This is a genomic window from Micromonospora sp. NPDC005553, assembly GCF_042871765.1.
Classification (GTDB): Bacteria; Actinomycetota; Actinomycetes; order Mycobacteriales; family Micromonosporaceae; genus Micromonospora.
On sequence record NZ_JBIAJD010000004.1, the window covers coordinates 611,396 to 624,276 of the forward strand.

The 12,881-nt window shown below is 70.8% G+C and carries 12 protein-coding genes; 3 read left to right on the forward strand and 9 right to left on the reverse strand.

Translation table 11 applies throughout. The annotated features are described in order from the left end of the window. Positions 1–86: 86 nt before the first annotated feature. The 3 genes from ACFYPG_RS19905 to ACFYPG_RS19915 form a co-directional block, all read right to left on the reverse strand. The gene (locus ACFYPG_RS19905; protein ID WP_355007280.1) at positions 87–1,037 is read right to left on the reverse strand and encodes an HAAS signaling domain-containing protein; all 951 of its coding nucleotides are present in this window, start codon (positions 1,035–1,037) and stop codon (positions 87–89) included. Further along, entirely contained in the window at positions 1,034–1,375 is a 342-nt protein-coding gene (locus ACFYPG_RS19910) for a PadR family transcriptional regulator (protein WP_124862757.1), read from the reverse strand. The genes ACFYPG_RS19905 and ACFYPG_RS19910 overlap by 4 nt, the downstream gene beginning before the upstream one ends. A 131-nt stretch (positions 1,376–1,506) precedes the next feature. Then, on the reverse strand, positions 1,507–2,109 hold the full coding sequence (locus ACFYPG_RS19915; RefSeq protein WP_355007281.1) for a hypothetical protein: 603 nt from the start codon (positions 2,107–2,109) through the stop codon (positions 1,507–1,509). A gap of 120 nt (positions 2,110–2,229) precedes the next feature. Here ACFYPG_RS19915 and ACFYPG_RS19920 point away from each other — a divergent pair, with 120 nt between their 5' ends. Both ACFYPG_RS19920 and ACFYPG_RS19925 read left to right on the forward strand, forming a co-directional pair. Beyond that, positions 2,230–3,672 (forward strand): serine/threonine-protein kinase, encoded by a 1,443-nt coding sequence (locus tag ACFYPG_RS19920; RefSeq protein ID WP_387353284.1) that lies wholly within the window; start codon positions 2,230–2,232, stop codon positions 3,670–3,672. A gap of 56 nt (positions 3,673–3,728) precedes the next feature. Then, positions 3,729–4,904, forward strand: a complete 1,176-nt coding sequence (locus ACFYPG_RS19925; protein WP_387353286.1) for a low temperature requirement protein A — start codon at positions 3,729–3,731, stop codon at positions 4,902–4,904. Between the two features lie 25 nt (positions 4,905–4,929). Here ACFYPG_RS19925 and ACFYPG_RS19930 read toward each other — a convergent pair whose 3' ends face one another. The 3 genes from ACFYPG_RS19930 to ACFYPG_RS19940 form a co-directional block, all read right to left on the reverse strand. Further along, positions 4,930–5,493, reverse strand: coding sequence for a hypothetical protein (locus tag ACFYPG_RS19930; RefSeq protein ID WP_355007284.1), 564 nt, complete (start codon positions 5,491–5,493; stop codon positions 4,930–4,932). Between the two features lie 37 nt (positions 5,494–5,530). Next, positions 5,531–6,076: an RNA polymerase sigma factor gene (locus tag ACFYPG_RS19935; protein WP_387353288.1), complete on the reverse strand. Its 546-nt coding sequence runs from the start codon at positions 6,074–6,076 to the stop codon at positions 5,531–5,533. Positions 6,077–6,174: 98 nt separating this feature from the next. Further along, positions 6,175–6,795: an L-threonylcarbamoyladenylate synthase gene (locus ACFYPG_RS19940; protein WP_355007286.1), complete on the reverse strand. Its 621-nt coding sequence runs from the start codon at positions 6,793–6,795 to the stop codon at positions 6,175–6,177. A gap of 144 nt (positions 6,796–6,939) precedes the next feature. Between ACFYPG_RS19940 and dnaE the strand changes: the two genes are divergently transcribed. Beyond that, positions 6,940–10,470, forward strand: coding sequence for a DNA polymerase III subunit alpha (dnaE, locus tag ACFYPG_RS19945; protein ID WP_355007287.1), 3,531 nt, complete (start codon positions 6,940–6,942; stop codon positions 10,468–10,470). 44 nt (positions 10,471–10,514) lie between these two features. Here the strand turns inward: dnaE and abc-f are convergent, their stop codons facing one another. The 3 genes from abc-f to ACFYPG_RS19960 all read right to left on the reverse strand — a co-directional run bounded on the left by abc-f (position 10,515) and on the right by ACFYPG_RS19960 (position 12,830). Next, positions 10,515–12,152: a ribosomal protection-like ABC-F family protein gene (abc-f, locus tag ACFYPG_RS19950; RefSeq protein ID WP_387353290.1), complete on the reverse strand. Its 1,638-nt coding sequence runs from the start codon at positions 12,150–12,152 to the stop codon at positions 10,515–10,517. A 289-nt stretch (positions 12,153–12,441) separates the two neighbouring features. After that, positions 12,442–12,633 carry a hypothetical protein gene (locus ACFYPG_RS19955; protein ID WP_387353292.1) on the reverse strand — a complete coding sequence of 64 codons (192 nt, stop codon included), beginning with the start codon at positions 12,631–12,633 and terminating at the stop codon, positions 12,442–12,444. After that, positions 12,630–12,830, reverse strand: coding sequence for a hypothetical protein (locus ACFYPG_RS19960; protein ID WP_355007290.1), 201 nt, complete (start codon positions 12,828–12,830; stop codon positions 12,630–12,632). Before ACFYPG_RS19960 ends, ACFYPG_RS19955 begins: the two co-directional genes overlap by 4 nt. Between the last annotated feature and the right edge of the window lie 51 nt (positions 12,831–12,881).

The window sequence follows — 12,881 nt, forward strand, 5'->3', positions numbered from 1 at the left end:
ACCGGGAGGGCTCGTGCCGGTCCGGTCGCGTCGACGGGCGGCGGCCCGGCGCGGGGTACGCGCCGGGCCGCCGTCTCCGGTGTCGCTCACGCGGTCGTCTGAGCGCGGGTCTTCCGGGCCGTGTCGATCAGGTCCCAGACCACGATCGCGGCCGCGCCCACGGCGATGGCCAGGCCGATGCCGTCCCGGTTGTCGGCCTCCGCCACCCAGGTCAGGCGCTCGGCCAGGGCCGGGTTGAGCAGGCGGTCGGAGAGCGCGAGCCAGGCCAGCGGCACCGCGAACGCCAGGTCGAGCAGCACCTTCGTGCCGAACAGCGCCCAGGTCCAGCGGCCGATCCGGTACTTCACGACCTCGAAGACCACACTGAGTGCCAGCACGCCGATCAGCGCCGGCAGCCAGAACGACCACAGGGCCGGGTCGAGGATCGCGATGTTCTCGCCGTCGGTGTCGCTCACCCAGGAGTGGTAGTGCTGGAGCGGCAGGTACGCGATGGTCAGCACCAACATGATCACCGATGCGATGGTGTCGGCGAGGGGGATGCCTCGTCGTACCGGCGCGTCGGGCAACTGGTCGACAGTCCACTCCGGCAGGTCCACGGCCGTCTGGTTGCGCTCGATGATGGCGAAGGTCACTGTGAGCCAGAAGGCGATCTGCACAGCCACCTGTATTGCTGCGACGATGCCGGGCCCGACGGCGCCGAAACCCTTCCCTTCCGCCGCCTCGACCACCGTGACGATCGTGCCGACGAGCGCCGGGATGAAGCTGAGCAGCAGCTTCAGCAGCCGCAGCCAGAGCAGGTAGTAGGTCGGACCGATGAGCTGCAATCGACGGTCGGCGTACCGGGCGGCCAGCACGTCGGGGTTGCCCAGCTCGGTGAGCACCTCCCGCTCGGCGGTGGTGGCGTCCTGCCCGCCATCGGTCCGGCCCTCGATCATGTCGTCGATGGAGGCCCGCAGCTCGTTGGCGATCTCGTCGCGGCGCTGGGCGGGCACCGATCGCAGGGTGGCGGCGAGGTAGCGGTCGGTCAGGGTGTTCATCGTTCCACTCCTTGGATCAGCCCGGTGATGGAGGTCTGCACGGCGGCGAGGTCGTCGAGGAGCCGGTTCAGCATCGACTCGCCCTCGTCGCTGGTCCGGTAGAACTTGCGCGGTCGGCTCTCTTCGGTGTTCCACTCGCTGGTCAGCAGCCCCTGGTCCTCCAGGCGGCGCAGCAGCGGGTAGAGGGTGTTGGCGTCGACCGGGAAGCCGTGGTCGCTGAGCCGTTGCAGCAGTGCGTAGCCGTAGTCCGGTCGGCGCAGCGCGACCAGGCTGGCCACCACGACGGTGCCTCGACGCAACTCCTGTAGGTGCGTCCGTAGAACGTCCTCGCTAACCATGTGTCACACCATACTGTGTGCCACACAGTGTTGTCTAGGCCAATAACATCGTGTCCGCCTCACCTTCCCTTCGGGTCCATACGACGTACGGGGCGCCCGGTCGACACCGGACGCCCCGTACCTGGGAAAAGTCAGCAAGTCGCGCCCTGCCGGAAGTTCCGCTCGACGAAGCTGGCCGGGCCGACCTGGAAGTAACCCACGCCCGGCCGGATCGGGTGCCCGGTGAACAGCTCCACCCGCGACCCCACCCGCACCAGGTACGCCTCGGCGTCTCCCGCGTCGTTGCGGATCAGCGAGCCCCGCCGCCCGTAGATGTCCTCCAGCTCGGCGAAGGTCATGCCGACCGCCGCTCCGGCGGGGGAGTAGGGCGGTGCGGTGGCCGTACCGACCTCCACGAGCCGCCCGTCACGGAAGGCCAGCAGGATCACGCCCGCCCAGGAACCGGTCGCGCCGGCGTGCACCACAGTGCCGCAGGACGGCGCGGTCCAGTCGATGTGCCCGTTCGCGGTGAGCGCGGCCAGGCTGGCGCCGATGCGGTACACGCCGACGCCGTCGACGCTGAGCACCTGCGGGTGGCTGTGCCCGACGGCGACGGCGAGCGGACCACGGGCCGAGGCGGGCGCGGCGTCGCCGGCCAGAGGCGCCGCTGCCGCCGCCGGGCCAGCGACGGCCGCCGCAACGAGCGTGCCGAGCGCCAGCACGGCGGTGGTGACGAGGATCGGGGGACGTTTCATGGTGGCTCCTTCGGTGATGGGACTCCTGCCCTGTTAGTCACCGCGCGGGGGCCAACGGTTCGTCACCTTCCGGCTCGGCCCGGTCTACCGTGCAGAGAGACGCCCGCCGGAGGTGACACGGTGACGGCTCCACTGCGGATCGGGCCCTACGCCATCGAGCGACTGCTCGGCGTCGGTTCGTTCGCGACGGTGTGGTTGGGCTACGACCGGGCGCTCGACGCGCACGTGGCGATCAAGGTGCTGGCCGAGAACTGGAGCCATGACCTGCGGGTGCGGGAGCGCTTCCTCGACGAGGCCCGGTTGCTACGGCGGTTGGAGCACGAGCGGCTGATCCGGGTGCACGCCGTCGGTGAGCTGCCCGACGGCCGCCCGTACGCGGTCCTGGCCTGGGCGGACGGAGGCAGCCTGCGGGACCGGCTGGCTGCCGGCGAGATCCCCGCGCCAGCGGCGCTGCGCCTGCTCGGCGAGGTCTGCGCCGGGGTCTCCGTGCTGCACCGGCACGGCGTCGTGCACCGCGATCTCACCCCGGGCAACATCCTGTTCCGTGCCGCCGGCCCCGGCGGCACGGAACAGGTGCTGATCGCCGACCTCGGCCTCGCCAAGGCGCTCGCCGCCGCCTCGGGCCTGACCGCCCGCGCCGGTACCCCGGGTTACATGGCCCCCGAGCAGGACGATCCGGGCGCTGTGGTCGACACCCGTGCCGACGTGTACGGGCTCGGGCGGCTCGGCGTCCGACTGCTCGCCGCCGGCCCGTCGCACGCGAACCCGTCCGGACCCGAATCGGCTGGCCGCGCCCCGGAGATCCGACTACGGGAGGACGTGCCTCCGGCTGTCGCGGCGGTGCTTGCCCGGGCCACCGCCCACCACCCGGCCGACCGCTACCCCGACGCCGCGACCCTGCACGCCGCGCTGATCCGCGCGACTGGCCCTGCCGCGTCGGCCGGCCCGTCGGGCCGGGCTGCGCCGACCGACGCGCGGCGACCACCGGGCCTCCGGGCAGAGGCGCGCCGCCGTCACCGGTGGCGGCGGGCCACCGCGGCGGTGGTGGCCCTCGCCGTGGTGGGGGCGGTGGGCGTCGAGCCGGGCGGCACCGGGTCCGCCCGGTCGGTCGGCGGCACGTACACGACCGGGCCGCTGACCGTGGCGCTGCCGCCCGGCTGGTCGGCGGCGGGTGCCACCTGGGCCGGTCAGTACGGCACCGACGGCGAACCCGAACCGGCCCTGGTGCTGTCGCCGCAACCGCGCCGGTGGGCCGCCGACCCTCGCCTGCCCGGCGCGTTCGTCGGCCTCTCCACCGCCACGGCGGCCCGCACCACCCCGGCCGGATTCCTGGCCGAGCGCACGCACGGCGACTGCACGCCCGCGCCGCCCCGCGCCACCCGGCAGGCCGGCGTCGAGTGGATCGTGGTGGCGTACCGCTGCGACCAGGGCCGGCCGCGCATCGTCGAGTCGGCCGCCCTGCACCCCGGCGGCGCTGCACTGGTGTACGTGCAGATCACGCCACCGCTGGACACCGACACCGCGTTCGTGGACACCCTGCTGGCCGGAGTGCGAGTGCGCTGACCGCCCGCTGCGAGAAAAGGCCCCGACGAGGTGTCCTGCGGTGTGAGGCTGTCAGCGTGACGGAGGACCCGCGTCGGCCGCTGACCCGGGTGAAGGGCGGGCCGCAGCGTGCCGACCTGCTGGAGCTCTTCTTCGACCTCGCCTTCGTCGCGAGCCTGACCCTGGTCTCGCGGAAGATGGCCGCCGAGCAGAGCTGGACCGGCCTCGGTCAGGCGCTGCTCCTCCTGTCGACGCTCTGGGCGGTGTGGGTGACCACGACGCTGATCACCGACACCTACAGCCCGCGCAGGCGGCCGATTCCGTACCTGATCCTCGGCATCATGTTCGGCGTCATGCTGATGTCCGCCGCACTGCCGACGGCCTTCAGCGACCACGGTCTGGTCTTCGGTGGGGCCTGGGCCGCGATAAACCTGGGCCGAGGGCTGGTGCTCGTCCGGTCACAGCACGGTGGGCAGGGGCGGGAGCGCTCCCTCCGTGCCCTGGTCTGGTCCCTCAGCGCGGGGGCCCTCTGGGTGGTGGGCGGTGTGCTGGCCGACCCCGGCTGGCGCCTCGGTGTGTGGCTCGCCGCACTGACCGTCGACTACGTCGGGTTCGGGTTCCGCTTCCCCGTCCCCGGACGGCCGGCCCTGCCGCAGTACGAGGTGTCGCCGGAGCACCTCGCCGAGCGGTACCAGCAGATTTACACCCTCACCCTGGGCGAACTCGTCCTGGTCACCGTCCTCAGCCTGAGCCATGCGCCCTTCACGCCGGACCGGATAGCCGCCTTCGGCACCGCGTTCCTGACGGCCGTGGTGCTGTGGTGGAGCTACGCGGGAGGAGCGGGGGCGACCCTGCGTACCGCCATCGAGGCCTCACCGCACCGGGCCCGGCTGGTGCAGACCAACCCGTACGCCCACTGGTTGATGGTGGCCGGTGTGGTCAGCACGGCGGCCAGCGTCGAGCGGGTCGTCGCGGAGCCCGGTGAACCCCCTGGCAGTGTGATGACGGCGCTCATGCTGGGCGGCACCGGCCTGTTCCTCTGCGGTCGGGCGTTCCTGGAGCACGAGGTCTACGGGCGGGCGGCGCTGTCCCACGTCCTCGGCGTGGCCGCCACCGTCGTCCTCGCGCCGCTCGCCGCGCACCTGCCCGGGCTGGTACTGGGGGTGGCGGCCGCTTTGGTGCTCTCCGGTGTGGCGCTCGGCGAACTGCTCCGCAGGCGACGCCGACCCACCCCGGCGTCGGTGACCCCCTGACGCCAGCCTGCACCAGAGCCTGCGCTCAGCGGACCACCACGGTGATGGTGTGCGCGCGGTCGTCCTGGGGGATCGTGACGGCGACGGTGCCGGGTCGGACGAACCGGATGTCCACCACCCCGGCCTCGTAGTGCTGCGAGACCAGATCCGGCCGGTCGACGGTGACCAGACCGGGCCCGATGCCCTGGATCCGCAGCACCGCGCCGGTGGCGAAACAGAGCGAACGCAGTAGCTCCAGCTCGGTCTCTGCCAGCGGTAGGTCGTAGCGGACCGCGCCCTGACAACTGCTGGTCGGCGTCGTCGGTGGCGAGGTCGGCCGCTGGGGCGTACCCCGGGTTCTCACCGGCGGGGGCGGCACCGGTAGGGGCGGCCCGATGGTCGACGGTGCCCGCGAGGGCGACCGGCTGGTACCGGGCGTCACCGATGGCGTGGGCGTCGACGCCACCACCGGCGACGCCACCACCGACGGCGACGGCGACGGCGGCTGTACGGGCAGCGGCGAGACCGCGTCGCTGCCGCAGGCGGCGACCGACACGGTGGCCGCGAACGCGGTGACCGCGCGGCCGACGGCCCGGCGGAGCGCAACCACCCGACCTCCCCTCCGATGCCACAGCCGTCTCGCTGACTCAGCCCGCGTCGGCGCCGAGCTGTTGCCGGACCTGGTGGCGGGCCAGGTGCAACCGGGACTTCACAGTGCCCACGGGCACGTCGAGTAGTTCGGCGATCTCGGGATAGCTCAGCCCGAGAACGTCGCGCAGGGCCACCACCTCGGCGAGGTCGGGGCGGACGGCGTCGAAGGCGTCGAGCAGGTCGAGGCGGGTGCCGGCGACCACGCTCGTCCGTCGGGGGTCGGCCCGGTCGGGCAGCGGTACGCCGCCGGCCTCCAACCGCCAGCGGCGGCGCAGTGTGCGGTACGTCGAGCGAGCCCGGTTGGCGGCGAGCCGGTGCAGCCAGGTACGGAACGAGGAGCGTCCCTCGAAACGGGTGATGCCGTTGGCCAGGGCCAGGAGGGTGTCCTGGCAGGCTTCCTCGGCGTCCTCCCGGTTGGGCAGGAACCGGGCGCACAGCCGCAGCGCCTCGGGGCGTACCGCGAGCAGCAGGGCGTCCAGGGCGGCCGGGTCGCCGTGCGCGGCGGACCGGGCCAGGGCGTCGATGTCGTCCGCGTCGGGCATGCCGGGTGTCCAATGCTCGCCGGTGCCGATCCCCGAGCGTACGACCGGTGACGCTGCGGTGGCCCCGTAGCGTCCGGCACCCGACGCGAACCGGCGCCCTACTCGAAGCGGGACACGTCCCCGGCTCCCCGGCGCAGGACTTCCGGCTCGGGCCCGGACAGGTCGATCACGCTCGTCGGCTCGCTGCCGCAGTCGCCCGCGTCGAGCACCGCGTCGAGCTGGTGGTCGAGCCGTTCCTTGATTTCCCAGCCCTGGGTCATCGGCTCGTCGTCGCCGGGCAGGACCAGGGTGCTGGACACCAGCGGTTCGGCCAACTCGGCCAGCAGCGCCTGGGTGACTGTGTGCCGGGGGACCCGCACGCCAACGGTCCGCTTCTTCGGGTGCAGCATCCGGCGGGGCACCTCCCGTGTGGCCGGCAGGATGAAGGTGTAGCTGCCCGGGGTGGACGCCTTCACGAGGCGGAAGACCGCGTTGCTGATCTGGACGAACTGACCGAGCTGCGCGAAGTCGTGGCAGACCAGCGTGAAGTGGTGCCGGTCGTCGAGGTGCCGGATCTGCCGGATCCGGTCCAGCCCGTCCTGGTTGCCCAGTTGGGTGCCGAGCGCGTAGCACGAGTCCGTCGGATAGGCCACCAGCCCACCACCGCGGATCAGGTCGGCGACCTGGCCGATGACCCGGGGCTGCGGGTTCTCCGGGTGCACGTCGTAGTACCTCGCCATCCTCCGAGACTAGGCGCACGCGGGTTGGATCAGGAGACGAGGGCCACCCTCGGCGCGGACGGTGGAGCCGCCGAGATCACCTCGGTAGGGTAGGTCCCGGTCGGCTCCGACCAACAAGATCCACACCGCCGGGGGGCGCCACGCATGGCTGATTCGTTCGCGCATCTGCACGTGCACACCGAGTACTCGATGCTCGACGGAGCGGCCCGACTGAAGGACCTGTTCGCCGAGGCCAAGCGGCTGGGCATGTCCGCCGTGGCGATCACCGACCACGGCAACATGCACGGCGCGAACGACTTCTACAACCAGGCGATGGCCGCCGGGATCACCCCGATCCTGGGCGTCGAGGCGTACGTGGCGCCGGAGTCGCGCTACCACAAGGCGCGGGTCAAGTGGGGTCGCCCGGAGCAGAAGAGCGACGACATCTCCGGTAACGGCGCGATCACCCACAAGACCATGTGGGCGAAGGACGCGAAGGGCCTGAAGAATCTCTTCACCCTCAACTCGCGCGCCTCCATGGAGGGGCACTACGTCAAGTGGCCCCGGATGGACATGGAGCTGATCGCCGAGCACGCCGAGGGAATCATGGCCACCACCGGCTGCCCGTCCGGCGCGGTGCAGACCCGGCTGCGGCTGGGCCAGTTCGACGAGGCCCTCAAGGTCGCCGCCAGCTACCAGGACATCTTCGGCAAGGACAACTACTTCCTGGAGATCATGGATCACGGCCTCTCCATCGAGAGCCGGGTCCGCGAGGGGCTCACCGAGATCGCCCGCAAGCTGGACATCCCGCCGGTGGTCACCAACGACTCCCACTACACCCACGAGGCGCAGGCCACCGCCCACGACGTGCTGCTCTGCGTGCAGACCGGCAGCAACATCGACGACCCCAACCGGTTCCGGTTCGAGGGTGGCGGCTACTTCATCAAGAGCGCCGACCAGATGCGCGCTGTGGACTCGTCCGAGCTGTGGCAGGAGGGCTGCCGCAACACCCTGCTGGTCGCCGAGAAGGTCGACCCGAAGGGCATGTTCGAGTTCCACAACCTGATGCCGCGCTTCCCGGTGCCCGAGGGGGAGACCGAGGAGTCCTGGTTCCGCAAGGAGACCTTCGCCGGCCTGGGTCGCCGCTACCCGAACGGGATCCCCGAGGGGCACGTCGTCCAGGCGGAGTACGAGCTGGGTGTCATCAACCAGATGGGCTTTCCGTCCTACTTCCTGGTGGTCGCCGACTTCATCCAGTGGGCGAAGAACCAGGGCATCGCCGTGGGGCCGGGCCGTGGCTCGGCCGCCGGGTCGCTCGTCGCGTACGCGCTGGGCATCACCGACCTGGACCCGATCCAGCACGGCCTGATCTTCGAGCGGTTCCTCAACCCCGAGCGGGTCTCGATGCCGGATGTCGACATCGACTTCGACGAGCGTCGGCGCGGTGAGGTCATCAAGTACGTCACCGACAAGTGGGGCGAGGACAAGGTCGCCCAGATCGCCACCTTCGGCACGATCAAGGCGAAGGCCGCGATCAAGGACTCGGCTCGGGTCCTCGGTTTCCCGTACGCGGTCGGCGACCGGATCACCAAGGCGATGCCACCCGCGGTGATGGGCAAGGACATCCCGCTCACCGGCATCTTCGACAACAAGCACCCCCGCTACGCCGAGGCGGGCGAGATCCGCGGCCTGTACGACTCGGACCCGGACGTCCGCAAGGTGATCGACACCGCCAAGGGCATCGAGGGGCTGATCCGGCAGACCGGCGTGCACGCCGCCGGCGTCATCATGTCCGCCGAGCCGATCATCGAGCACATCCCGTTGACGCGCCGCGACGCTGACGGGGCGATCATCACGCAGTTCGACTACCCGACCTGCGAGTCGCTCGGGCTGCTGAAGATGGACTTCCTCGGCCTGCGCAACCTGACGATCATCGACGACGCGGTCAAGAACATCGAGCTGAACCACGGCCGCAAGCTCGACCTGCTGGGCCTGCCCCTGGACGACAAGGCCGCGTACGAGCTGCTGGCCCGCGGCGACACCCTGGGCGTGTTCCAGCTCGACGGCGGGCCGATGCGGTCACTGCTGCGGTTGATGAAGCCGGACAACTTCGAAGACATCTCCGCCGTCCTGGCCCTGTACCGACCCGGCCCGATGGGCGTCGACTCGCACACCAACTACGCGCTGCGCAAGAACGGCCTCCAGGAGATCACGCCGATCCACAGGGAGCTGGAGGAGCCGCTGCGGGAGATCCTGGCGCCCACCCACGGCCTGATCGTCTACCAGGAGCAGGTGCAGCGCGCCGCGCAGATCCTCGCCGGCTACACCCTCGGTCAGGCGGACCTGCTGCGCCGGGCCATGGGTAAGAAGAAGAAGGAGATCCTCGACAAGGAGTTCATCCCGTTCCGGGACGGCTGCCGCGAGCGCGGCTACTCCGACGAGGCGATCCAGGCGGTGTGGGACGTCCTGGTGCCGTTCGCCGGGTACGCCTTCAACAAGGCGCACTCCGCCGCGTACGGCCTGGTCTCCTACTGGACCGCGTACCTGAAGGCGCACTACCCGGCCGAGTACATGGCCGGGTTGCTGACCAGCGTCGGCGACGACAAGGACAAGATGGCGCTCTACCTGGCCGAGTGTCGCCGGATGCGCATCCAGGTGCTGCCGCCGGACGTGAACACCTCGGCCGGGCCGTTCACCCCGGTCGGCAAGGACATCCGCTTCGGCCTGGCCGCCGTCCGCAACGTCGGGGCGAACGTGGTCGCCTCGATCATGCGCTGCCGGGAGGAAAAGGGCGAGTACGCCGACTTCTACGACTTCCTGTCCAAGGTGGACGCGGTGGTCTGCAACAAGAAGACGATCGAATCGCTGATCAAGGCGGGTGCGTTCGACTCCCTCGACCATCCCCGCAAGGGCCTGCTCGCGGTGCACGCCGACGCGATCGACGCGTACGCCGACGTCAAGCGCAAGGAGGCCGTCGGCCAGTACGACCTGTTCGGCGCCGGGTTCGGTGACGCCGACACCGGCAGCACCACTGTGATGCCGACCATCGGTGACAGCGAGTGGGACAAGCGCGACAAGCTGGCCTTCGAGCGGGAGATGCTCGGCCTGTACGTCTCCGACCACCCGCTGTTCGGTCTGGAGCACATCCTCAACGCGGCAGCCGACACCACCATCGCCTCCCTGGCCGAGGAGGGCGGGGTGCCCGACGGGGCGGTCGTCACCCTCGCCGGCATCCTCTCCGGGGTGCAGCGCCGGGTCACCAAGCAGGGCCGTGCCTGGGCATCGGCCACCCTGGAGGACCTGGCCGGTGGGGTGGAGGCGCTGTTCTTCCCCAACACCTACGAGGTGATCGGGCAGTACATCGCCGAGGACGCCATCGTGGTGGTCAAGGGTCGGGTGGACCGCCGCGACGACACGCCACGGATCATGGCGATGGACATGTCCATGCCGGACGTCAGCACCAGCGCCACGAACAAGCCGGTCACCCTCACCATCCCGGTGCACCGCTGCACGCCACCGCTGGTGGAGAAACTCAAGGAGACCCTGGTGCTGCACCCCGGCGACACCGAGGTGCACGTCAAACTCCAGAACGGCGGGCGCACCACCACCCTGCGGCTGGGCCCGTTCCGGGTGGCGGCGACGACCGCGCTGATGGGTGACCTGAAGAGCGTCCTCGGCCCGGCCAACGTGAGCTGAGCCCGCATCGGTCCGGCCGGCCTGCGCCGGCCGGACCGCAGGGCTCAGACCCGCTCGGGGGCGCTGATCTCGCGCAGTTGACCGTCGGCCAACCGCAACCAACGCTGCACGCCGATCTCGGCGAGGAACCGTTCGTCGTGGCTGACCACCACGAACGCCCCCTGGTACGCCGACAGCGCGCTCTCCAACTGACCCACGCTGACCAGGTCCAGGTTGTTTGTCGGCTCGTCGAGCAGCAGCAGTTGCGGCGCCGGCTCGGCGCAGAGCACACAGGCGAGGGTGGCGCGCAGCCGTTCACCGCCGGACAGGACCCCGACCGGCAGGTTCACCCGGGCGCCCCGGAACAGGAACCGGGCGAGCAGGTTCATCCGCTTGGCGTCCGGCAGGCTCGGCGCGTACGCGGCGAAGTTCTCCGCCACCGTGCGGTCGAGGTCCAGCAGGTCCAGCCGCTGCGATAGGTACGCGATCCGTCCCTCGCCGCGCCTCAGCTCACCGCCGGACGGTTGCAGGTCACCGTTGACCAGGCGCAGCAGGGTCGACTTGCCGACGCCGTTCGCCCCGGTCAGCGCGATCCGTTCCGGCCCCCGGATCACCAGGTCGGCGCCGTCGCCGCCGAACAACTCCCGGTCGTCGAAGTGGGCCCGCATCCCCTGGCCGGAGAAGACGGTGCGCCCGCCCGGGACTGTGGTGTCCGGCAGGTCCACGACGATCCGGTCCTCGTCGCGTACCGCCCGGCCCGCCTCGTCGAGTCGGGCCTTGGCCTGACCGAGCCGGGACGAGTGCGTCTCCTGCGCCTTGCCCGCCGACTCCTGTGCGCTGCGCTTGAGCCCACCAGCGACGATCCGGGCCAGGCCGGCGTTCTTCAGGTTCTTCGAGGCGTTGCTGGCCCGCCGGTCGGCCCGTTCGCGGGCCTGCTGCATCTCCCGCTTCTCCCGCTTCACCTCCTGCTCGGCGTTGCGCAGGTTGCTCTCGGCCACCTCCCGCGCCGCCTGCACCGCCTCGGTGTACGCGGTGAAGTTGCCCCCGTACCAGCGGATCTCGCCCTGGTCCAGTTCGGCGATGCGGTCCATCCGGTCCAGCAGTTCCCGGTCGTGGCTGACCAGCAGCAGGCACCCGGACCACTCGGTGAGGACGTCGTAGAGCTTGTGCCGGGCCTCCAGGTCCAGGTTGTTCGTCGGCTCGTCGAGCAGCAGCACGTCCGGGCGGCGCAGCAGTTGCGCCGCCAGACCGAGGGAGACCACCTGGCCGCCGCTGAGGGTGTGCAGCCGGCGGTCGAGCGACAGCTCACCCAGGCCGAGGCGGTCCAGCTCCGAGCGGGTGCGCTCCTCGATGTCCCAGTCGTCGCCGATGGTGGCGAAGTGCTCCTCGGCGGCGTCGCCGGCCTCGATAGCGTGCAGCGCGGCGATCCGCTCGGCGACGCCCAGCACCTGCGCCACGCTCAGGTCGCCGACCAGCGGCAACGTCTGCGGGAGGTAGCCGAGCACACCGTCGACGGTGACGCTGCCGCCGCTGGGCCGCAGATCCCCGGCGATCAGCCGCAGCAGGGTGCTCTTTCCGGCGCCGTTGGGCGCGACCAGGCCGGTGCGACCGCCCGGGACGGTGAAGGACAGCTCCGAGAAGACCGGGGTGTCATCCGGCCAGGAGAAGGAAAGGTTCGAGCAGACAATGAACGCATCAGACATGCGAGTGACCTCAGAGGGTGGGGTGGGCGCGCCTCAGCCGCCCGACGACAACGGGAACCGGTGGAACGACGACATGGCCCCGGCGGCTGCGCCGAACGCGCGCCGAACCGATGGCCGAACACATCCGGTCTCACCCGGAGATGTCGTCGTCACCCGCCATGTCTGGTCTCCCTGGTCGTGTCACTAGCCCAACTCCGCCGAGTCTAACAACGGATCTCCGCCCCGCCACCGGGTTCCCGGCCTGCCACCGCCTTGCAGTACCGGGCAGCCACACTCGGAGCTGTCAAAGCTAGGAGACGTCGAAGAGACGTAGCCCGTCGTACTCGGCGAAGTCGGCGAAATCCTTGCCGTTGAAGGTGGCCAGCGGCAGCCGGTCGACCAGGCAGCAAGCCGCGATCCAGGAGTCGTTTGTCGGTCGGGGGCGTCCCCGGCCTCGGAGGATTGCCGATGCCACGTCGGTGTCCAGAACGACAAGGCTCATGCGGCGCCGGCCCGCCGAGAGGTGTACAGGTCGGCGAGAAACTCGTCCAATTCCTCGTCCGACTCGAACAGGCCCGGCCGGGCCAGGTCGTCCACGGAAGCGATCGGTCGAATGCCCTGACGGCGGGCCAACTCCTCGGCTGGCACGTGCTCGGCTGCCGGCCACTCGGGCATCCGCTCGGCGTTGCTCGACGTCACAGCTCACCTCCGGGAGTCGGTCCGTCGTCGATTCTCCCACTTCCAGGTCAA

Coding starts and splice junctions, on each gene's coding strand:
- ACFYPG_RS19905 (WP_355007280.1), bottom strand. CDS start 1,037: ATGAACACCCTGACCGACCGCTACCTCGCCGCCACCCTGCGATCGGTG.
- ACFYPG_RS19910 (WP_124862757.1), bottom strand. CDS start 1,375: ATGGTTAGCGAGGACGTTCTACGGACGCACCTACAGGAGTTGCGTCGA.
- ACFYPG_RS19915 (WP_355007281.1), bottom strand. CDS start 2,109: ATGAAACGTCCCCCGATCCTCGTCACCACCGCCGTGCTGGCGCTCGGC.
- ACFYPG_RS19935 (WP_387353288.1), bottom strand. CDS start 6,076: ATGCCCGACGCGGACGACATCGACGCCCTGGCCCGGTCCGCCGCGCAC.
- ACFYPG_RS19940 (WP_355007286.1), bottom strand. CDS start 6,795: ATGGCGAGGTACTACGACGTGCACCCGGAGAACCCGCAGCCCCGGGTC.
- dnaE (WP_355007287.1), top strand. CDS start 6,940: ATGGCTGATTCGTTCGCGCATCTGCACGTGCACACCGAGTACTCGATG.
- abc-f (WP_387353290.1), bottom strand. CDS start 12,152: ATGTCTGATGCGTTCATTGTCTGCTCGAACCTTTCCTTCTCCTGGCCG.
- ACFYPG_RS19955 (WP_387353292.1), bottom strand. CDS start 12,633: ATGAGCCTTGTCGTTCTGGACACCGACGTGGCATCGGCAATCCTCCGA.